The organism is Streptomyces sp. NPDC005402 (assembly GCF_040606575.1).
Classification (GTDB): domain Bacteria; phylum Actinomycetota; class Actinomycetes; order Streptomycetales; family Streptomycetaceae; genus Streptomyces.
The window spans coordinates 518,660-537,893 of record NZ_JBEXFB010000001.1 but is presented as its reverse complement, the minus strand read 5'-3'; the positions used below and the strand labels follow the sequence as shown (position 1 = coordinate 537,893).

General features: G+C 72.8%; 19 protein-coding genes. 6 read left to right on the top strand and 13 right to left on the bottom strand.

Going from position 1 to position 19,234, the window contains the following annotated elements; translation table 11 throughout:
• Positions 1–27 precede the first annotated feature (27 nt).
• The 3 genes from ABZT02_RS02435 to ABZT02_RS02425 are packed head-to-tail and all read left to right on the top strand — an operon-like array spanning position 28 to position 2,719.
• A complete protein-coding gene (locus ABZT02_RS02435; protein WP_356013375.1) occupies positions 28–723 on the top strand; it encodes a response regulator transcription factor in 696 nt (231 codons plus the stop codon).
• Positions 720–2,180 carry an ATP-binding protein gene (locus tag ABZT02_RS02430; RefSeq protein WP_356013373.1) on the top strand — a complete coding sequence of 487 codons (1,461 nt, stop codon included), beginning with the start codon at positions 720–722 and terminating at the stop codon, positions 2,178–2,180. The genes ABZT02_RS02435 and ABZT02_RS02430 overlap by 4 nt, the downstream gene beginning before the upstream one ends.
• Complete coding sequence (locus ABZT02_RS02425) at positions 2,177–2,719, top strand: hypothetical protein (protein ID WP_356013371.1); 543 nt, start codon at positions 2,177–2,179, stop codon at positions 2,717–2,719. The genes ABZT02_RS02430 and ABZT02_RS02425 overlap by 4 nt, the downstream gene beginning before the upstream one ends.
• 36 nt (positions 2,720–2,755) lie before the next feature.
• Here ABZT02_RS02425 and ABZT02_RS02420 read toward each other — a convergent pair whose 3' ends face one another.
• The 3 genes from ABZT02_RS02420 to ABZT02_RS02410 all read right to left on the bottom strand — a co-directional run bounded on the left by ABZT02_RS02420 (position 2,756) and on the right by ABZT02_RS02410 (position 5,727).
• On the bottom strand, positions 2,756–4,513 hold the full coding sequence (locus ABZT02_RS02420) for a SpoIIE family protein phosphatase (protein ID WP_356013368.1): 1,758 nt from the start codon (positions 4,511–4,513) through the stop codon (positions 2,756–2,758).
• Positions 4,514–4,603: 90 nt separating this feature from the next.
• Positions 4,604–4,903 carry a hypothetical protein gene (locus tag ABZT02_RS02415; protein ID WP_356013692.1) on the bottom strand — a complete coding sequence of 100 codons (300 nt, stop codon included), beginning with the start codon at positions 4,901–4,903 and terminating at the stop codon, positions 4,604–4,606.
• Positions 4,904–4,905: 2 nt separating this feature from the next.
• Positions 4,906–5,727 carry a phytanoyl-CoA dioxygenase family protein gene (locus tag ABZT02_RS02410; protein WP_356013366.1) on the bottom strand — a complete coding sequence of 274 codons (822 nt, stop codon included), beginning with the start codon at positions 5,725–5,727 and terminating at the stop codon, positions 4,906–4,908.
• 70 nt (positions 5,728–5,797) lie between these two features.
• Between ABZT02_RS02410 and ABZT02_RS02405 the strand changes: the two genes are divergently transcribed.
• The gene (locus tag ABZT02_RS02405; RefSeq protein WP_356013364.1) at positions 5,798–6,574 is read left to right on the top strand and encodes an AraC family transcriptional regulator; all 777 of its coding nucleotides are present in this window, start codon (positions 5,798–5,800) and stop codon (positions 6,572–6,574) included.
• Between the two features lie 8 nt (positions 6,575–6,582).
• Here ABZT02_RS02405 and ABZT02_RS02400 read toward each other — a convergent pair whose 3' ends face one another.
• The 7 genes from ABZT02_RS02400 to ABZT02_RS02370 all read right to left on the bottom strand — a co-directional run bounded on the left by ABZT02_RS02400 (position 6,583) and on the right by ABZT02_RS02370 (position 14,270).
• Positions 6,583–7,452, bottom strand: coding sequence for a metal ABC transporter permease (locus ABZT02_RS02400; protein WP_356013362.1), 870 nt, complete (start codon positions 7,450–7,452; stop codon positions 6,583–6,585).
• Positions 7,449–8,249, bottom strand: coding sequence for an ATP-binding cassette domain-containing protein (locus ABZT02_RS02395; RefSeq protein ID WP_356013360.1), 801 nt, complete (start codon positions 8,247–8,249; stop codon positions 7,449–7,451). Before ABZT02_RS02395 ends, ABZT02_RS02400 begins: the two co-directional genes overlap by 4 nt.
• Positions 8,246–9,187 (bottom strand): zinc ABC transporter substrate-binding protein, encoded by a 942-nt coding sequence (locus tag ABZT02_RS02390; protein WP_356013358.1) that lies wholly within the window; start codon positions 9,185–9,187, stop codon positions 8,246–8,248. The genes ABZT02_RS02395 and ABZT02_RS02390 overlap by 4 nt, the downstream gene beginning before the upstream one ends.
• A 135-nt stretch (positions 9,188–9,322) precedes the next feature.
• Positions 9,323–10,222, bottom strand: a complete 900-nt coding sequence (locus ABZT02_RS02385) for an amidohydrolase (RefSeq protein ID WP_356013355.1) — start codon at positions 10,220–10,222, stop codon at positions 9,323–9,325.
• A gap of 129 nt (positions 10,223–10,351) precedes the next feature.
• The gene (locus ABZT02_RS02380) at positions 10,352–11,620 is read right to left on the bottom strand and encodes a VWA-like domain-containing protein (RefSeq protein WP_356013353.1); all 1,269 of its coding nucleotides are present in this window, start codon (positions 11,618–11,620) and stop codon (positions 10,352–10,354) included.
• A complete protein-coding gene (locus ABZT02_RS02375) occupies positions 11,617–12,837 on the bottom strand; it encodes an AAA family ATPase (protein WP_356013350.1) in 1,221 nt (406 codons plus the stop codon). Before ABZT02_RS02375 ends, ABZT02_RS02380 begins: the two co-directional genes overlap by 4 nt.
• A gap of 62 nt (positions 12,838–12,899) precedes the next feature.
• Positions 12,900–14,270 carry a hypothetical protein gene (locus ABZT02_RS02370; RefSeq protein WP_356013348.1) on the bottom strand — a complete coding sequence of 457 codons (1,371 nt, stop codon included), beginning with the start codon at positions 14,268–14,270 and terminating at the stop codon, positions 12,900–12,902.
• Positions 14,271–14,391: 121 nt separating this feature from the next.
• Here ABZT02_RS02370 and ABZT02_RS02365 point away from each other — a divergent pair, with 121 nt between their 5' ends.
• Positions 14,392–15,546, top strand: a complete 1,155-nt coding sequence (locus ABZT02_RS02365; RefSeq protein WP_356013346.1) for a cytochrome P450 — start codon at positions 14,392–14,394, stop codon at positions 15,544–15,546.
• A gap of 5 nt (positions 15,547–15,551) precedes the next feature.
• Here ABZT02_RS02365 and ABZT02_RS02360 read toward each other — a convergent pair whose 3' ends face one another.
• From ABZT02_RS02360 to ABZT02_RS02350, 3 genes are all read right to left on the bottom strand, one after another.
• Complete coding sequence (locus ABZT02_RS02360; RefSeq protein WP_356013344.1) at positions 15,552–16,322, bottom strand: hypothetical protein; 771 nt, start codon at positions 16,320–16,322, stop codon at positions 15,552–15,554.
• On the bottom strand, positions 16,319–17,578 hold the full coding sequence (locus tag ABZT02_RS02355; RefSeq protein WP_356013342.1) for a glycosyltransferase family 4 protein: 1,260 nt from the start codon (positions 17,576–17,578) through the stop codon (positions 16,319–16,321). Before ABZT02_RS02355 ends, ABZT02_RS02360 begins: the two co-directional genes overlap by 4 nt.
• Positions 17,579–17,652: 74 nt before the next feature.
• A complete protein-coding gene (locus ABZT02_RS02350) occupies positions 17,653–18,726 on the bottom strand; it encodes an alkene reductase (protein WP_356013340.1) in 1,074 nt (357 codons plus the stop codon).
• A gap of 100 nt (positions 18,727–18,826) precedes the next feature.
• Here ABZT02_RS02350 and ABZT02_RS02345 point away from each other — a divergent pair, with 100 nt between their 5' ends.
• Positions 18,827–19,195 (top strand): MerR family transcriptional regulator, encoded by a 369-nt coding sequence (locus ABZT02_RS02345; protein WP_356013690.1) that lies wholly within the window; start codon positions 18,827–18,829, stop codon positions 19,193–19,195.
• Positions 19,196–19,234: the final 39 nt, after the last annotated feature.

The following is a 19,234-nucleotide window of genomic DNA, read 5'->3' as shown; positions in this document are numbered from 1 at the left end:
GGTCGTGGTCGTGTGGATACTGTGCGCATGCCACGTGTACTGCTGATCGAGGACGACCCCGCCGTGCGGGAGGGCGTCGCCCTCGCCCTGCGCCGCCAGAACCACGACGTCGCCGCCACCGCGACCGGCGAGGAGGGGATGGACCGGCTGCGGGCCTTCCGGCCGGACATCGTCGTCCTCGATCTGATGCTGCCCGGCATGCCCGGCCTGGAGGTGTGCCGGGCGATACGGGCCGTCGACCAGACCCTGCCGATCATCATGGCGACCGCTCGGGGTGACGAAGTGGACATCGTTGTCGGTCTGGAGGCGGGCGCCGACGACTACGTCGTCAAACCCGTCCTGGCCCGGGTGCTCGACGCGCGCATACGGGCCGTCCTGCGCCGGGCGGCCGGAAGCACGGCCGGCGCCGAGGGCCTGCCGAAGATCGACACCTACGGCGACCTGGCCGTCGACCGGGCCGGCCTGACCGTCGCGCTGAACGGCGAGCCGATCGCTCTCGCCCCCTCGGAGCTGCGACTCCTGCTCACCCTCTCGGCCTCACCGGGCCAGGTGTTCAGCCGTCAGCAACTCCTGGAGGCGGTCTGGGAGCACGACTACCACGGTGACGCCCGCCTGGTGGACGCCTGCGTCAAACGACTGCGCACCAAGATGTCCGAGCCGCCCCGCGCACCCCGCTACATCCACACCGTGCGCGGTTTCGGCTACCGTTTCGCGGCGCCGTGAGGAAGCGCCGGCTGCGGGGCCTGCGCGCCCGCCTGGTGGTGGCCTTCGGACTCGTCGCCTCCGTCGCGGCCATCACGACCGGGGCCCTGACCTTCCGCGAGGCGCGCACCGGAGTGCTCCAGCAGAGCCAGGACGCCACCATCAGACAACTGCGGGCGCAGCTCAACCAGCACGCCGCCGAACTCGCCCTGCCACCCGGCGAATCGGCGTTGCGAAAGTTCGCGCACGACACGGCGGCCACCGAGTCGCAGGGCAGCTGGCGGGTGCTGGTGACGTACGGGGACCTCAGCGGTTCCTCCGCCCCGGGAGACCCCTTCACCGAGGTGACGCCCGCCCTGCGCGAGGCCGTCGGCTCCAGCCGGGCCACCGTCTTCCAACGGGTGCGCGGCGACGGACGCACCTCCCTCGTCGTCGGCATGTCGATTCTCTTCGGCGGCCGCGACACCGCCCCCACCTCCACGGGGGTCCAGGTGTTCCTCGTCGTTCCGCAGACCACGGAACAGGCGTACGTCGACGCCCTGGTCACCGCCGTGGAACGGGCCATGGTCGCTGCCCTCGCGCTCGCCGTCGTGCTCGCGCTCCTCGCCGCCCGCGGGGTGCTGGTGCCGGTGCGCAAACTGCGGCTCGCCACCCGCAGGATCGCCGAAGGGCGCCTGGACACCCGGCTCGCGGTCAACGGCTCGGACGAACTCGCGGACCTGTCCCACACGTTCAACGAGACGGCCGCGGCGCTGGAGGCGTCGGTCGCCGAGTTGCGCGAGATGGAGTCCCGGGCCCGGCGTTTCGCCGCCGACGTCTCGCACGAACTGCGCACCCCGCTCGCCGCCATGTCCGCGGTCACCGACGTCCTCGACGAGGACGCCGCCCGACTGGACCCGGACACGGCCACCGCGGTCCGGCTCATCAGCGAGGAGACCGTCAAACTCGCCCGGCTCGTCGACGACTTGATGGAGATCTCCCGCTTCGACGCGGGCGCGGCGGTGCTGCACCTGGACGAGATCGACCTCGCCGAGTCGATCCGCCGCACCCTGGCCTCCCGCGGCTGGACGGGCACGGTGGCAACCGATCTGCCCCCACCGGACGCGGTGCGCGGACGGGTCGACCCGCGCCGCCTGGACGTGGTCGTCGCCAACCTGGTCGGCAACGCGCTCAGGCACGGCGCCCGTCCGGTACGGGTGCGCCTGAGCGCCGACGAAGCGGTGGCCGTGATCGAGGTTCGGGACAGCGGCCCGGGCATCCCGGACCACGTCCTGCCCCATGTCTTCGAGCGGTTCTACAAGTCGGACAGCGCCCGGATCCGCTCCGAGGGCAGCGGCCTCGGCCTGTCCATCACCGCCGAGAACGTCCGCATCCACGGCGGCACCGTCCGCGCCGCCAACCACCCGGCGGGCGGCGCCGTCTTCACCGTAGAACTTCCGCTGTTGCGGGACGAGTCGCCCGAGGAGAACCCGTCATGAAGGCCCTGCGCCGCGTCCCGCTGCTGATGCTCCTCGCGCTCACCTCCTGCGGGATCCCCGCGACCGGAGTGGTGCAGGCCGGCGGTCCGGCGAGCGGAACCCTCCCGATGACGCCGGTCTACTTCGTCGAGAACGGCGCACTCGTCGCGACGCCCCGCACGACCGAGCTGCCCGGTGACCCCGAGGCGGCGCTGAGGCTGCTGATCGCCGGTCCGCTGGACGGGGAGGGGCGCCTGGGCGTTTTCTCCACCGAGGTGCCGGGCCTGCCGACCTCCGCGCCCCGCCCGGCGGCCACCGCCGGCGCCCCCGGCGAGCCCTTGTCGGACGGCCCGACGGTGACGGTGAAGGAGGGCACGATGACGATCCGACTCCCGCCGGGCATGGACACGTTGACCGACACCGGGGTGCGGCAGATGATCTGCACGGCCGCCGCCGCGTACCGCCTCACGCGCCCGTCGGCCGACGCACTGGCCGCCGAGGTGACCGACGGCGCCGGACGGCGGGTCAGGGGGTCGGACGAGGGCTGCCCCGATCGGTGAGGCCTGCGTCGAGCCTGGCCGGCGCCGGGTTGGTCTTCAATGGGTGCGCGCCGCCAGCAGTGTCACGTCGTCCTCCGAGTTCGCCGGGGCCAGCCGGTCGAGGACGGTGTTCAGGACGTCCGGCAGGGCCTGTCCGGCGGTGACGGGGAGGCCGGCGAGGGCGGCCAGGCCCGTGTCGATGTCCTGGCCGCGTCGCTCCACGAGCCCGTCGGTGTAAGCCAGCAGCAGGGTGCCCGGCGGCATCGGACAGCGCCGGCTCTCGTATCCGCCGGAACCCGTGCCCAGCGGAGGTCCGACCGGCAGGTCCGCGAGCTCGGGGACGGCGCCGGGCCGCACCAGCAGGGGCGGGACGTGGCCGGCCGTGGCCAGGACCGCTTCTCCGGCTGCGGGGTCCAGCAGGGCCAGCACACAGGTGGCGACGCGGTCCAGGTCGAGCGCGTGGGCGGTGCGGTCCGCCTCGGTGAGCAGCCGGTCGGGGGCGAGGCCCTGCAGGGCGAGCGCGCGGAGCAGCGAGCGGTACTCGCTCATGGCCGCGGCGGCCCGCACCCCGTGCCCCATGACGTCCCCGACCACGAGCAGGGTGCGTCCGCAGGGCAGTGCCACGGCGTCGAACCAGTCGCCGCCCACCTCGGCCCCCCGGCCGGCGGGCAGATAACGGCTGGCGATCTCCACGCCCGGCCCCGGTATGTGCGGGGTGGCCAGGAAGGCGCGCTGCATCTCCAGCGCGGTCTCGTGCTCGTGGGTGTAGCGCAGGGCGTGGCCGATGCCCGTCGCGGCCCGCGCGGTCAGCAGCTCCAGAAGCTCGACCTCGTCCGGAGCGAACTCGGGGGAGTCCGCCCTGCGGCCGAGCATGACCGCCCCGACGGGCTCACCGCCGACCATGAGGGGCAGGTAGGCCGCCGAGTGCAGTTGCAGGGCGCGGTAGCGCTCCAGCCGCTGCCGCGTGGGGGCGAGCAGGCGCACGGTGTCGTCGTCGGGACGGTTGAGCACCATGGGCTTGTGCCCGGTCAGCACCTGGGACATCGACGAACTGGCCTGGTGGAAGATCACCTCGCCGCTCCTGGTCGCGGGGGTGAGCGGTTCGGGGATGCCGGGAGCGGCGGCCACCGCCATGCGCCGCAGCCGCACCGGAACGGGGGTGGCCGGGGCCCGGCGGGTGCCTTCGGGGTCGAGTACGTCCACGGCGGCGTAGTCGGCGAACCGCGGCACGAGCACATCGGTCAGTGCCCGGCAGGCCTCGGCCGCGTCGAGCGTGCCGCCGACCCGGGTGGCGATCTCCTCCAGCAGCTCCAGACGTTCCTGGGCCCGTCTGAGCGACTCGCGCTGCCGGATGTCCTCGGTGACCTCCATGACGACGGCGGCGACACCGAGGATCTCGCCGTCCTCGCCCTCCAGCCGGTGGAAGGCGCCGAGCCACCAGCGGGGCACGTCCACCGTGTCGTCGGGAGCCCGGCCGTCGAACACGACCGTCTGCGGCCGTCCGGTGCGCAGCACCTCGCGGGCCACCTCCGCCGAGGGCCCGGAGCCGGGGATCACCTCCGGCATGGGACGGCCGAGGTGCTCCTCGACGGGAAGTCCGTTGGACTCCGCCAGAGTGTCGTTGAGATACAGATAGCGCAGATCCGCGTCCAGGACCGCGACGGCCGCCGGTGTTCCGTCCAGAAACCGGCGGGCCGTCCACAGCTCGTCCAGCACCTGCCCGGTCCCCGCGGCCCGGGCCGCCTCCGACAGTTCCCGGAGCGTCCCCGTGGAGAGGAAGGGGGCGGGTCCGGCGGACAGACGGGGGTGCGTCATGTGGTGTGATTCCTCGAAGGGCGGAGTCCGATTCGTCCTACTTATGGCGTATTGGACCACATTTCGAGCGTCGAGACTATGAGCTGCGTCTCATTCGTCGCTCACCAGCTTTCCGCCGCTCACCAGCTTCTCGAAGAAGAACTCGTGCTTGAGGAACGACGTCTCGTGCTCCGTCCCCGGATACGGCGGCACGAGCTGCGCGGCCTGGAAGAGCCGCCAGCCGTCCTCCAGGGCGGCGAGGCCCGTCTCGTACGGTGGCTCGTCGCTGTCCCCGGTCGTGGGACGGGTGGTGCCCGTGCCGTCGTAGCGGGCCCAGCCGACGACCCGTGAGTCGAGCGCGGAGGTGTCCAGGTACAGGACGAGAACCTGCTGGCGCACGGTGGGGGACATGGTCACGTCTGGCTCCTTCGTGCGGCGGGCCGGTTGGCGATGCGGGTGGCCCAGTACTCGACGTCGAACGCGGGATCGCCGGACAGGGCACGCCACAGCCTGATCCGGTTGAGGATCTCCAGCCGGCCGGTGGCCTGCTCGTACCAGGGGAAACCGCGCCCCAGTTCCTCCCGGACGGCGGGAGCGTCCAGGTCTGCCGTGTCCCACAACCGCACCTGCGGCACGGTCGGGTTGAAGCGGATCTTGTACATGTGGCGGACGAGGTCGCTGTCGTTGCGCCGCCCGCCGTGCCAGATCCCGTGGTGCAGCAGGACGACCGTGCCGACCGGGCAGGTCAGCCGGGTCTGGCCGCGCAGGTTCTGGTAGCGGCCGGTGTCGGACTCGTTGACCCGGCGCAGATGGCTGCCGGGCACGATGAGCGTGCCGCCCATCGACGCGGTGACCTCCTGCGGGTAGTACATGAGCTGGACGTCGAACGCGTCGTGCCGCACATCGATGACGGCGTCGGCGTGCAGCGGCTGCGCGCTGCCCTCCCGCGGCTCTCGGGTGTGCACGAAGTGGTGGTCGACGGTCGGATCCGGGCCCACCAGACTCTCCAACGCCCCCGCGACGACGGGCAGTTCGACGAGCCGGCGGGCGAAGGAGCCCTCGGGGAACGCCTTCGGTACGGGAGTGCCGTACGGCACGGAGGGCAGCCCGGCGGCGAAGACCCCGAGCGCCTCCTCGTTCATCTCCCGGGGCACGATGCCGTCCAGGCGCAGGAAGCCGTGGGCCACGAACCGCGCCACCTGGGCGGAGTTCAGCAGCTGTCGTGTGGTTGACATACGGCAACCGTAGGAACCACAGCCCATGCTGTCGTGGGCCGTAATCGACGACCACTGGTAATTTTCCACCATGACACGCCACGTCGACCTGGCCCTCGACCTGCCGCCCCACGTGGAGAACGCGGGCGTCGGCGTGCACGGCTCCGCGGGCCCGCACGACGTGTTCCGGCTCCCCCACCTGTGGCAGCTGCATCTCTACGGCTACTCGGGCACTCTGGAGTTCGGCGGCTCCCGGCACCCGATCCGCCCCGGACACGTGAGCCTCGTCCCACCCGACACCGAGGTGCACTTCCACTACGACGCCACGCGCTGCGAGCACCTGTACGCCCACTTCCGGTTGCCGGGCGACGGCGAGCGGCGCCAGGTGCCGGTGATGCAGGACGCCGGTGCGGACGCGGCGGTGCTGACCGGGCTGCTGCGGCGGACGGTCGCGGCGAGCGCGCAGTCCCCGGCCCGGGCCGCCGCCGAACTGTGGACGGTGCTGTGGCGCACGACCGGCCTGACCGGCGCCGGCGAGGACCGGACCCGGCACCCCGCGCTGCGGACGGCGATCGCCCACATCGAGGAGCGCCTGGCCGGCCCCCTGACCGTCCCCGGCATCGCCCGTGCCGCCGGGGTCTCGCACACCCACCTGACCCGGCTGTTCCGCGAGGACACCGGACACACCGTCGTCGCCTACATCCGGCGCCGCCGCATGGAACGCGCCCGGCACCTGCTCATCGCCTCGACCCTGGCCATCCCCGCGATCGCGGCGACCGTCGGCATCCCCGACCTCCAGGCCTTCAACAAGACCTGCCGGAAGGAGTTGGGGGCCTCACCGCGGGCCGTACGGGAGCGGAACGGGTAACACGGGGCTCAGGCGGGCGCCGCAACCGTGCGCCGGGCGCCCCGGCTCCGGGTCCGGTGTCTGCCTACCGCGGCGCTGACGGCGTAGAGCACGAACGAGATCGTCGTGACGTACGGGCTGATCGGGATGCTGCTGCCCAGGGCCAGCAGGATGCCGCCCTCGATCGACGCCATGGCGAAGGCCACGCTGAGCAGCGGCAGCAGGACCGGCGACGCGGTGACGCGGGCGGCGGCCGCGGCGGGGGTGATCAGCAGGGAGAGCACCAGCAGGGCGCCCACGACCTGCACGGCCAGGGCGACCGCCAGGCCGAGCACGATCATGAAGGCGAAGGACAACCCGCGCACCGGAACCCCGCGGGCCTCGGCGACGTCGGGGTCGGCGCTGGCGAAGGCGAGTGGGCGCCACATCACCGCGAGGGCGATCAGGACCACCGCGCAGGTCACGAGCAGCCAGGTCGTCTGCGGGGTGTCCACGGCGACTATCTGGCCGGTGAGCAGGCCGAACTTGTTCGCCGCCCGGCCCTTGTAGAGGGCGAGGAAGAGCACGCCCAGGCCCAGTCCGAACGGCATCAGAATGCCGATCACCGAGTTGCGGTCACGCGCGCGCGTGCCGAGCAGGCCGATCGCACCGGCCGCCAGGAGCGACCCGGTGATCGAGCCCGCCACGATGTTCGTGCCCAGGAGCAGCGCCCCCGAGGCGCCCGCGAAGGACAGCTCGCTGATGCCGTGCACCGCGAAGGGCAGGTCGCGCATCGCGACGAAGACCCCGGCGAGACCGCCGACCAGGCCCAGGGCCGCTCCGGCGATGAGCGAGTTGCGGACCAGGACGAGGAGTTCGCCGTAGTTCTCGAAGTCGAACATCTGGTGCCAGACGCTCATGGGCGGACCTCCTCGGGGACGTGGTGCGCGTGGTCGTCGTGGGCGCCGACCACCACGACCCGGCCGTGCACCCGGACGACGTCGACCCGGGTGCCGTACAGGTGGGACAGGGACTCGGAGGTGAGGACCTCGTCGGGGCTGCCGACGCGATGGCCGCCCGGCGCCAGGTACAGCACCCGGTCCGCCAGCCCGAGCACCGGGTTGATCTCGTGGGTCACGAAGACCACCGCCGTGCCGTGGGACCGGCGGCGGGCGTCCACCAACTCGGTGACCGCGCGCTGGTGATGGAGGTCGAGGGAGAGCAACGGCTCGTCGCACAGCAGGATGCGGGGGTCGGTCGCGAGGGCCTGCCCGATCCGGACGCGTTGCCGCTCGCCGCCGGACAACTGCTCGAGGGGCACGTCGGCATGGGCCGAGGCGCCCACGGAGGCGAGGATCTCGTCAACGCGCTTGCGCACGGCGGCCGTTCGCAGGCGGGGCCCGAAGCGGTGTCCGTCGATGCCGAAGCGCACGAGGTCACGGGCGCGGAGCATCGCCTGCGCGGACAGGGCCGCCTGCTGGGGGACGTACCCGATGTGCCGGGCGGCCTCCCGGGGAGAACGGCCGAGGACCGTCAACTCCCCGGCGGACAGCGGCTGTCGGCCGAGCAGGGCCCGGACGAAGCTGGTCTTTCCGGCTCCGTTCGGACCCAGCACGGCGAGGAACTCTCCTGCCTGCACGTCGAGTTCGAGGTCGCGCCAGACCGAGCGGGGGCCGTAAGACAGAGCGGCCCCGCGCAGGCTGATGACCGCGCTCACTTGGCCAGTGCGTTCGCGAGCGCGTCGACGTTTCCGGTCATCCAGGCCAGGTAGTCCTTGCCGCTGGGCAGGGTCTCCGTCACCGGGACCACGGGGATGCCGGCCGCCTTGGCCGCCTTCTCGGACCTCTCGGTCTGCGGGCCGGAGGTCTGGGCGTTGTAGACCAGGGCCTTGACCTGCTTGTCGGTGAACAGGGCGAGGGTCTCCTGGAGCACCTTGGGGGAGACGTCGTCGCCCTCCTCGATGGCCTCGCTGAACTCCGCGGGCGTCCTGTTCACCAGGCCGCTCGCCCCGGTCAGGTACAGCGGCACGGGCTCGGTGATGGCGATCGCCGCGCCGCCGTGCTCCTTCTTGATCTGCGCCTCCTTGGCCTCCAGCGGCTTCAGGCCGGCCTTGAACGCGTCGGCGTTCTTCGTGTAGGCAGCGGCGTTCGCGGGGTCGGCCTTGCCGAGGGCGGCGGCTGTCCGGTCGGCGATCCTCGCGACCGTGGGGAAGTCGTACCAGACGTGCTCGTTGAGCTCGCCGCCCTTGGGAGCGGTCCTTCCGGACACCTTCACCGCGTTGATCACCTCGGCGGAGGAGTTGCCGCCGCTCTTGAGCATCCGGTCCACGAAGTCGTCGTAGCCACCGCCGTTCTCGACGACGACCTTCGCCTTCGACAGGGCCAGCTGGTTCTGGGTGCTGGCCTCGTAGGAGTGCGGGTCCTGGTCGGGGTCGCTGATGACCGAGGTGACGGAAACCCTGTCGCCGCCTATGCGCGAGACGATGTCGCCGTAGACGTCGGTGGAGGCGACGACGGCGACCTTGGACGAGGCGGCCGGGGCGGCGGAGGCGCTCCCGTCGCTCCCGGAGTCCGAGGAGCTGCCGCAGCCTGCCAGCAGGGCGACGGAGGCACCGGCGAGCAGCGCCAGACGGCGGGAAGACGGGGACGTGGGCATGGATCCTCCAAGCGCGGTTCTGATTGCCCCGTCACGCTAGATGGAAATGATTGTCGTAAACAGTCCCGGCGACCGGTATGTGAAAACCGTTGCCAATAATTGACTTGTCCTGGTCGTGGGACGTGCGGTCGCCGGTCACTCCTTCCCGGTCAGCAGTCGCCGCGGGTTGGCGATACGGAAGGCGTACGCCGCCGCTCCGCCGAGCCCGTGGCCGGGGTGCTGCGGCGGTTCCGCGTACGGCCGGTCCGAGCCCTGGACCACGGCCTCCACACCCAGGGCACGCGCGACGGACTCGACGGCACGCGGCCCGTACGAGGACGTCTCGACGAAGACCGACGGATCCGGCTGGGCCCCGCCGCCCCCGCGTGCGGCGAACCGCTCCCCGTGCAGCGGGGCGAGCCCGGCCAGCAGCGCGAAGCAGACCCGCAGCCGTGGGTGGCGGGGGCGGCCGTAGGCGCGGAAGGCGAACCAGGCGGCGTGCATCTGCTGGACGTACGGGACCATCGCGGGCCACCAGCCGGGCCCCTCGCAGCCACCGGCCGCGGGCCCCGGGTGCACGAACAGCGGGAGGTCGCGCTCCTCCAGCAGATCGAGCAGGGGAGCGCACCGGGCGTAACCGGCCGCGTCCACAAGGGCGTCGGCGGGCAACTGGAGGCCGACGAACCCCTGGTCGAGGTATGCGGCCGTCGCGCCGGCATCGATGTCCCGCACGCAGGCGGCCGCCCACGCCCCGAACGGCGCGGGCAGCGCGGCCGCGCCCTCGTGATAGGCGTCCAGCAGCGGCCGTGCCTCGGCCGCGGGCAGCCACTCCACGCCGATCGGCGCCGAGAGGGAGACGAGCGCGAGATCGAGGCCGTCGGCGGCGGCGCGTTCCGCGCGCAGGGTCACGTCGTGGTCGGCGGGCGGGAGGTCGTAGGGCGGCTCGCCGCGCAGATACAGCGTCCAGCCCTCCAGGTACGGCGGTTCGCGGCGCGCCCTCAAGGCCGTCACGAGCGACGGAGTCCACAGATGCTGGTGCACGTCGACATTGGTCATGCCGTTCCTCCCACCCAGGCCCGCGCTGTGCTCCGGACTCCGCCGACCCCCATGATCTCGCGGTCCACCACCTCCACGTCCACCCCACGGGCGCGGTGGGGTCGGCCGCCCCGCTCGCGGCTCGGTGGCTCACCGACCTCCGGACGCCGAGCCGATCTCCACCACGCGGGCCCAGGCGGGCGGTGTGTCCGGCTCGTACTCGGGGTTGTTCTCGCGTCGTGCCCGGCTCCTCGCCGGCCGGGGGAACAGGCCGACGACCGTACGGCAGGAGGGACGCGCGCTCGGCCAGGGCGTCTGGCCGTCGGTCAGGGCCACGACGACGTCCGGACGGGGGCGGGAGCGCAGGGCCTTCTCGAAGCCCGTGCGCAGGTCGGTGCCCCCGCCGCCGACCAGCGGGATGCCCTCGGCCCGGCACAGCGGACGCACGACCCCGGCCGCCGCGTCGCACGAGAGCACGTTGACCAGGTCCCGGCGGCCGCCCACCGCACGGGAGATCGCGGCGACCTCCAGCAGGGCGCTGCCCAGTTCGCCGTCGCTGACCGAGCCGGAGGTGTCGATGATCACGCAGACCCGCGGCGGCCGTCGGCGCAGACTCGGCAGCACCACGCCGGGCACCCCCGCCGAGCGGCGCGACGGACGGCCGTAGCTGTAGTCGTCGCCCGCGCCGGAGCCGCAGACCGCCGAACGGAGCGCCGCGCCCAGCAGGTCCCGCCACGGCTGCGGCGGATGGAACGCCTCCTCGGCCCACCGCTGCCAGCCCTGCGGGGTGCTCCCGGGGTGCGCCTTGATGCCCTGCGCCACCCGGAAGCGGACCGCGTCCCGCTCCTGCTCGCTCAGCCCGTCCGCCCCGTCGGGGCCCAGATCCCACTCGCGCTCCAGACCGTCGGCACCGCTGCCGCAGTCCAGCCAGGCCAGGTCGAGGGCGAGCGCACCGAGACTGATCCCGCTCAGGTACTCCTCCATGAGCTGCCCCTCGGGCAGCTTCAACCGCCAGGGCCGGACGGCCCCTTCGGGCTGGACCAGCCCGTCACCGTACACGTCGTCGTTGATCTCGCAGTCCGCGGCGATGTTCATCCGCAGCCGGTCCCCGGCACCGGTCAGCCCGCGCTCCCGGGCGACCCGGTCACCGCGGCCGTGATGGTCGCGCAGCAGATGCGACACCTCATGCACCCACACACCCGCCAGCTCCTCGACCGGCATCCGGTCCACGAACGCCGGGGAGACATAGCACCGCCAGTGCCGGTCGACGGCCATCGTCGGCACCCGCTTCGACTCGACGGTGTGCAGGGCGAACAGCGCGGTGGCGAGGTAGGGGCGGGCCCGGGCGGCGTGCAGACGGGCGGCGAAGAGCTTGTCGCGGTCCAGGTGTCCCCTCGCTTCGAGGGTGTCCGCGCTCATCGGCGGGGCTTCGAGGCGACAGCCGCCCGGTCCGCCCGGCGGGACAGCGCCACCGTCCCGGCGAGCCGCTCGATCGTCGCCGGCACCTCCCAGTCCTGCTGCCGCAGCGAGGCGAGCGTGGTCGCGGGCACGACCACCAGGTCCGGCGCGCCGGTCTCCAGCGCCCGGGCCAGCACCGCCCACGCCGAGTCCCAGCGGGCCCGGTCCGGACGTGCGCGTACAGCCGCCACCACTCCGTCGAGCACGGCCTGCCGCAGGTCTCCGCGCTCGGGCAGGACGGCCCCCGCGGGATCGGCGAGCACGTCCTCCGGGTCCGGGAGGTCCAGCCGGTCCAGGCTCGCCAGCAGCTCAAGGCCCGGACCGTCGCCCACCGTGCCCCGGACCAGCTGGGAGAGCACGTCGCGGGCGGAGCCGGCGGCGGTCGCGAAGGCGATCAGGGACAGCGTCATGTCCCAGCTCCGCGGCGACGGCCAAGGACCGCCCCGCCGGGTCTCGTTGGTGGGCAGCCGGTGCACGAGCGTGGGCCGCGCGGCGAGCAGCCCGCACACCGCGCGGCGGGCGAACTCCACGGCCTGGGGCAGCTTCCGCGGATCGAGCCGTGGCAGGGTGGCCCGCGGCCAGGTCCCGCCGAGTCCGCGTACGACGACCTCGTGGTCGTGGGTCCACTGCAGATGGACGAACCGGTTGGCCAGCGGCGGGCTCAGTTCCCAGCCGTCGGCCGCCGAGGACCGGGGGTTGGCGGCCGCCACGATCCTTACGCCGGGCGGCAGTTGCAGCGTGCCGATGCGGCGCTCCAGGACGAGCCTGAGCAGCGCGGCCTGGACGGCGGGCGGCGCGGTGGACAACTCGTCGAGGAACAGCAGCCCCCGGCCCGCCCGCACCAGCCGTACCGCCCAGTCCGGCGGGGCCATCGGCACACCCTGGGTCGCGGGATCGTCCCCCACCACGGGCAGCCCCGAGAAGTCGGACGGCTCGTGCACGCTGGCGATCACCGTGGTCAGCGGCAGGTCCAGGGCCGCGGCGAGCTGAGTGAGAGCCGCGGTCTTGCCGATGCCGGGCTCACCCCACAGCAGCACGGGCAGATCGGCGGCCACGGCCAGGGTGAGGGCCTCCAGCTGGGAGTCGGGGCGCGGTTCGGTGGTGGAGTCGCGCAGGAGGGCCAACAGGTCGGCGGCGATGTCGAGTTGGGACGCGGGGGCAGGGGCGCTCATGGGCATGTGTGATCACCTGGGGGCTAGGAGTGGGTCAGGAGGAGGGGACGGTTTCCCCGGTGGACGATTCAGGCCGTGTGACGCGGGCGGGTACGCCGGGTGCGGGAGTCACGACCGGCCGGACGCGGTCGGAACCTGGCGGGCCCGGGTTCCGCCAGACCCGCCCTGAAGAGGCCGTAGGTGATGCGCCGCAGCGCGGCCGCCTCCAGTTCGTCCCGCAGGGGGCCGGTGCGCAGCAGGGCCTCGGGCCCGAGCAGTCCTTCCACGACGGCCAGCGCGCCGGCGGTGTCGCCGTGCACGAGACGTTCGCGGACGCCCTCCAGGCAGTGCGGACGGCGGTGGGCCTCGTCGATCGCCTGGAGGCAGGGAAGCGGGGTGCCGGTCAGCGCGACCAGCAGTTCTTCCCGCCGGATCTCGTCCGGGTCGTGGTCCAGCGGGGCCAGCACCCCGTCGACCAGGCCGATCCGGTGGCGGGCTCCCCGGCACTCCACGAGACGTGGTTGTCCGGGCCGGTCGGGGGTGCGGGGTGGTCCGCCGGCCGCGCTGTCCGGTGCCAACGCGGCCGCGACCAGGGGGTGCAGTCGATCCGCCTCGATCGCGCCGGCGCGCAGCAGTCGGAGGTCGGGCAGCACCCAGGTCGCCGCGTCGGGCAGGAGGGGAAGCGTGGAGAGTCCGCCGGCCGAGGGTGCCGGCCCGGGACGTATCAGGTGGTGGTCCGCGGTGACCTCCAGTACCAGCCGCTGCCGTCCGCCGAACCGCACCGACACGTCACCGCGCAACCGCCCTTCGGCTGCCAGCAGTAGCCGCGCCTCGGCGGCCCAACGATCGACGGCACAGTCGTGCGGCACCATCAACTCCGGCTCATCAAAAGAGAGTTGATCGGTCGACGACGAAGACGGGGGCTCATCGGCCCCGGACCGCCCCCGCAACTCCCCGGCCCGGCCCGCATCCCACAGATGCCGGTGCAGATCGAGGCGGAACCGTCGGTGGGGGCGCGGGTGCGGATGCCGTACGGCGTCGGTCGTGGACCGGGACCACAGTGCGAGGCTGATCCGCTGCCCGGCATCCGCCCAGGCGGGCGCGGTCCGGGCCACGAGATGCACAGGGCCCTCGACGGCCTCGTACCGGGCCAGTGCCAGGGTGAGCCCGGGCCGCAGCAGCCCGTCCGGGGCGATCCTCGGCATGTGCCAGCGCAGCAGGTCGGGAGCGAGGGCGCGGAGATCGGACCGGACCCGGGACGCCAGCTCCCGGCCGTGATCGCACGCCACGGCACGGAGGTTGAGATCGACGTCGAAGCCCGCGGCGGCACACGCCCCCGCCCAGTCCCCGGCGCGGCGGCGGACGGTCGCGGTCTCGATCATGGAGGCCGGCACGGCGAACTCGCGCACGCGCGGCCAGAAGGACGTACGGATGTCCTCGTTCGCGGTCGAGGTGGGCATCAGCACTCACCTTGCGCGGACGGGACCCCCAATCGTTCAGGAGTGTGAGTCGTCATCGTGGAGCAGCGTAAGCCGCCCCACGCGCATCTGCCACGTGTTTTCCGCCGGGTTAGCCTGGGGCGTGATCGGATTCCCGCTCGGCGCCGCCACCACGACGGCCGAACTCGCCAGTGATCCGCATCCGCGCCTGGCCGAACTCCGCGCGCGGGAACCCGTGTCCTGGCTGCCCGCGCTGAACGGCTGGCTGGTGACCCGTCGCGATCTCGCGCTCGACGTGATGCGGGACGCCGAGACCTTCACCGTCGACGACCCCCGCTTCTCGACCGCCCAGGTCGTCGGCCCGAGCATGCTCTCCCTGGACGGCGACGAACACACCCGCCACCGCGAGCCGTTCACAGCGCCCTTCCGCCCGCGTGAAGTGCGGGCCGGCTTCGCCGAGTTCATCGAGCGGGAGACCGACCGACTCGTCACCGCACTCGAACCGGCGGGCGCCGCCGAACTGCGCCGCACCTTCGCCGGCCCGCTCGCCGTCGCCGTCGTCACCGAGGCACTCGGACTGGTGGGCGCCGGCACGGACACGGTGCTCTCCTGGTACGACGCCATCGTGCGGTCGGTCTCGGACCTCACGGAGGGCCGAACCGCGGAACCCGCGGGGCCGGCGGCGTACGCGGAGCTCCGGAAGGCGGTCGAGGCGACGGTCGCGCAGGGGGCCGACTCGCTCCTGACGTCCGCAGCCGGCCGGTTGGCGCTGCCGGACGTGGCCGCCAACGCCGCGGTGCTGATGTTCGGCGGCATAGAGACCACCGAGGCGATGATCACCAACGCGCTGCTGCACCTCCTCCGGCAGCCCGACCAACTCGCGTTCGTCCAGGCCGACTTCGCTCTGCTGGACGGCGCGATCGAGGAGTCGCTGCGCCTGGAACCCGGCGCGGCCGTAGTGGACCGTTACGCCACCCGTGACGTCACTCTCGGCCCGGCCACGATCCACCGGGGCGACCTCGTCACCGTCTCGCTGACGGGCGCCAACCGCGATCCCGCCGTCTTCCCCGACCCCGACCGCTTCGACGTCCGCCGTGCGAACGCCCGTCTCCAACTGGCCTTCGCGCACGGCCCCCACTACTGTCTCGCCGCCCACCTGGCCCGCCTGGAGACCCGCGTCGCCCTGCGGCACCTGCTCGACCGTCTCCCCGCCCTCCGCCTCGACCCGGACCACCCGACCGCCCCGCACGGCCTGGTCTTCCGCAAGCCACCCACGCTGCACGTGCGGTGGGGGTGAGGGCCTCAGCCGGCCCGTGTCACCTCCAGGGACAGGTCGTTGTCGACGGTGTAGTACGGCCGCACGACGACGTTCCCAGCCGTGGCCCCCGGGTAGACGAAGACGTGCTTGCGGTCCGCCACGTCGTCCAGGAGACGGGCGAGCCGGATCATCGGTGCTCCCGGAGCGGGCCGTACGAACATGTCCCAGACGCCGGGCTCCAGGGTCTCGTCCTCGACCGTGAACGAAAACCTCCGGCCGTCCTCTCCGACCGACGGCTTCAACGTGCGTACGGTCCCTTCACCCCGCCGCCGCAGCCGCACCTCGGCGCCGTCCAGCAGTGAGGCGCCGTGCAGCCGGGCCGCGACCCTCAGCGCCGGGCCCGTGACGTCCACGCGGCCGGCCTCCGCGTGCGCGGGCCGATGCCAGGTCCGCACCGCGAGGTAGCCGTCCTCGGTGACGTAGGGAACCCGCACGGCCAGGGGCCCCGGCCGCTCCCGCAGGTGCCCGTCGACCAGGGCCCGCAGGTCACGGGGGCCCGGACGTAGACGGGTGCGCTCGGAGCCGTCCAGCAGATACACGTCCCACCGTCCCTCCGGGAGCACGGGATCCGTGCCCAGTACGGCCTGGGCGCGTCCCTCGCCGACGGAGTGCAGGTCGAGGACGTGCAGGGTCTTTTCGGGCTCCCCCTTCTTCGGACGCAGCCTCAGCAGCAACCCGGGCCCGGGCGCCGCCGGCAGCTCGAAGGTGATCCGGCCCTGCGAGTCGATCGCGCATCCAGCGCGTGGCGTGGTCATGACCGCACCTTCCGTACAAGGCGCAGCGCGCCACTGGCCGCGATCAGCGCGGTGTCCCTGGCGGCGGAGCTGCGGGCGGTCAGCGTCGCGCCCTGGCGTTCCCGCACGACCGGCCGGCCCGCCCGCCGCGCGGACACGGCCTCCGCGATGAGCCGCTCGGCCTGCTCGACCACGGGACCGGGAGCGAACCGGCGCGCGTTCTCCAGAGCCGACCGGCTCATACGGCGGCGCAGCTCGTCGTCCCCGACCAGCTCCAGCAGGGCCGCCGCCATCGCGTCCCGGTCCCCGACCGGCACCAGCCGGCCGTCGACCCCGTCCGCGATGATCTCGGCGGGCCCGTGGGGGCAGTCGGTGCTCACCACGGGCAGCCCGCAGCGCATCGCCTCGACGATGGTCATGCCGAAGGGTTCGAAGTCGGAGGCGGCCACCCCGATCGAGCCCTTGACCCACTCCGCCTCCATCGGGGCCGCGGCACCCATCAGGAAGACGTTGTTCCACAGGCCGAGGTCGGTGATGAGCTTTCGCAGCCGGTCGTGTTCGTCGCCCTTGCCGTAGATGCGCAGCTGCCAGTCCGGATGCTCGGCGGCGACCGCGGCGAAGGCCTCGACGAGAAGGTCGTACCGCTTCACCGGGACCAGCCGGCCGGCCGCGACGACCACCTTGGCGGAGCCGTCCGCGGCCGGCAGCACGGGGTCCGGCACGCTGTTGGGCAGTGCCTCGACCCGTACGCCGGGCAGCCGCATCCGGCGCCGGTACGCGGCCGCGTCCGCCTCGGTGACCGTGGTGAGCACGTCGAGCCCGCGGTAGGCCCGGCGCAGCGCGCTGCGCAGCCGGGGCGAGTGGTTGTCCAGGGTCAGGTGCTCCTGCCCGATCCGGGCGACCTGGGGTGGCGCCTGGCTCGCGAGATGCACGTTCAGCCCCGGCCGGGTGCCGATCACCGCGTCCGCGTCGATGGTGGCGAGGGCCTCGGATATGCGGTGGTCGGTCAACTCGCTGTACTGCCCGTACCGGTACTCCGAGCGCGGGAACACCCGCGCCGGTCTCAGATGCAGGGGGTGCTCCTTCTCCCGTCTGAGATCGACCAGCGGCCGCAGCGAAACCCTGGGATCCAGCACGAAGTTGGGCAACTCCCGGTGCCGCAGGACGGAGACGATCTCCACCTCGTGCCGCTCGGCCAGGGCCTGGGCCAGATTGAACGTGGTGGTGATGGTGCCTCCGATCGCGTAGGCGTTGTGGAGCAGGAAAGAGATCCTCATGTCGGGCTAGACCACCCGGCATTGCCTCCGGTTGACCCCCGTTACCCTTTCGTGGCGTCCTCGCCGCCCGGACGTCATGCCGTGTACTGGTATGCGGGATAAGTGAGATAGCCGTTGTCGCCGCCCTGGAAGTACGTGGCCTCGTCGGCGGGGGCGATCGGCAGGTCGGTGCGCAGCCGCTCGACCAGGTCCGGGTTGGCGATGAACGCGCGGCCGAAGCTGATGAGATCGGCGCCGAGGTCCAGCCAGTGGTCGGCCTCGGAGCGGCCGGTCTGCTTGGCGCCCATCGGCAGCACGGGATTCATGACGAGCGCGCCCTGCCAGGCCCGGCGCAGGGCGACGAGGGTCTCCTCCGGGGCGGTGGCCTCCAGATGGACATAGGCCAGGTCGAGCCCGGACAGTTCGGTCAGCAGCGCGGTGTACAGCTCGGGTACGTCCGCCTCCTCGACTCCCCAGAAGGTACCGCCCGGTGAGAGCCGGATACCGGTCCGCTCCGCGCCCACGGCGTCCACGGTCGCGGCGGCCGCCTCGACGGCGAACCGGATCCGGCCGGCCACCGAGCCGCCGTAACGGTCCGTGCGCAGGTTGGCGTTGGAGGACAGGAACTGCGAGATCAAGTAGCCGTTGGCGCCGTGCAGTTCCACGCCGTCGAAGCCGGCGTCGACGGCACGGCGCGCGGCCTCGGCGTACGACTCGGCATGCGCGGGTATCTCGTCGGTGTCCAGCGCCCGCGGTACCGGGGCGGGTTGCGGTCCCGTGGGCGTGAACACCTCGCCGGTGGCCCGAACGGCCGAGGGCCCGACCGGCTGCAATCCGTTGGTGTCCGGGTGCGACACCCGGCCACCGTGCATGATCTGGGCGAAGATCCGGCCCCCGTTGGTGTGCACGGCCTCGGTCACCGGGCGCCACGAGGCCACCTGCTCGTCGGTGTGCAGCCCCGGCGTGCCCGGGTTGGACTGCCCGATCAGGCTGGGCTGCACCCCCTCGCTGACGATCAGGCCGGCCGTGGCCCGCTGGGCGTAGTAGCGCGCCATCGACGGTGTCGCCAGGCCCCCCTCGGCGGCCCGCACCCGGCTCATCGGGGCCATGACCACCCGGTTGGGCAGCTGCAGTCCGCCGAGCCGGAATCCGGTGAAAAGCGTTGTCACGTCACGTCTCCCTCGTGATTTGTCGTACCCGTGTGCCGGGCACGCCGTTACGCTAAAACCTGACGTCGACGTGAGGGTCAAGTCCGTCAGAGAGGAACTTGTGCGCATCGGGGAGTTGTCGGCACGGGCCGGGGTCAGCGTCCGGGCCCTGCGCTACTACGAGGAGCAGGGCCTGCTCACCAGCACGCGCAGCGCGAGCGGGCAGCGGCATTACACGGAGTTCGCGGTCGAGCGCGTGATCTTCCTCCAGCGGATGTACGCGGCCGGACTGTCCAGCCGGACGATCACCGAACTCCTGCCGTGCGTCGAGTCACCCAGCGAGGAGACGTCCGACGCCGCGCTGGTGCGGATGGCCGAGGAACGCGACCGGATCTCCGCGCACATCGTCGACCTGATCCGCACCCGGGACGCCCTCGACGGGCTGATGGCCACGAACCGGGCCCACCGGGAAACCCTGCACACGGCGTGACAGGCTGAGACCACCGCAACCGGCCGGACCGAGGAGCCC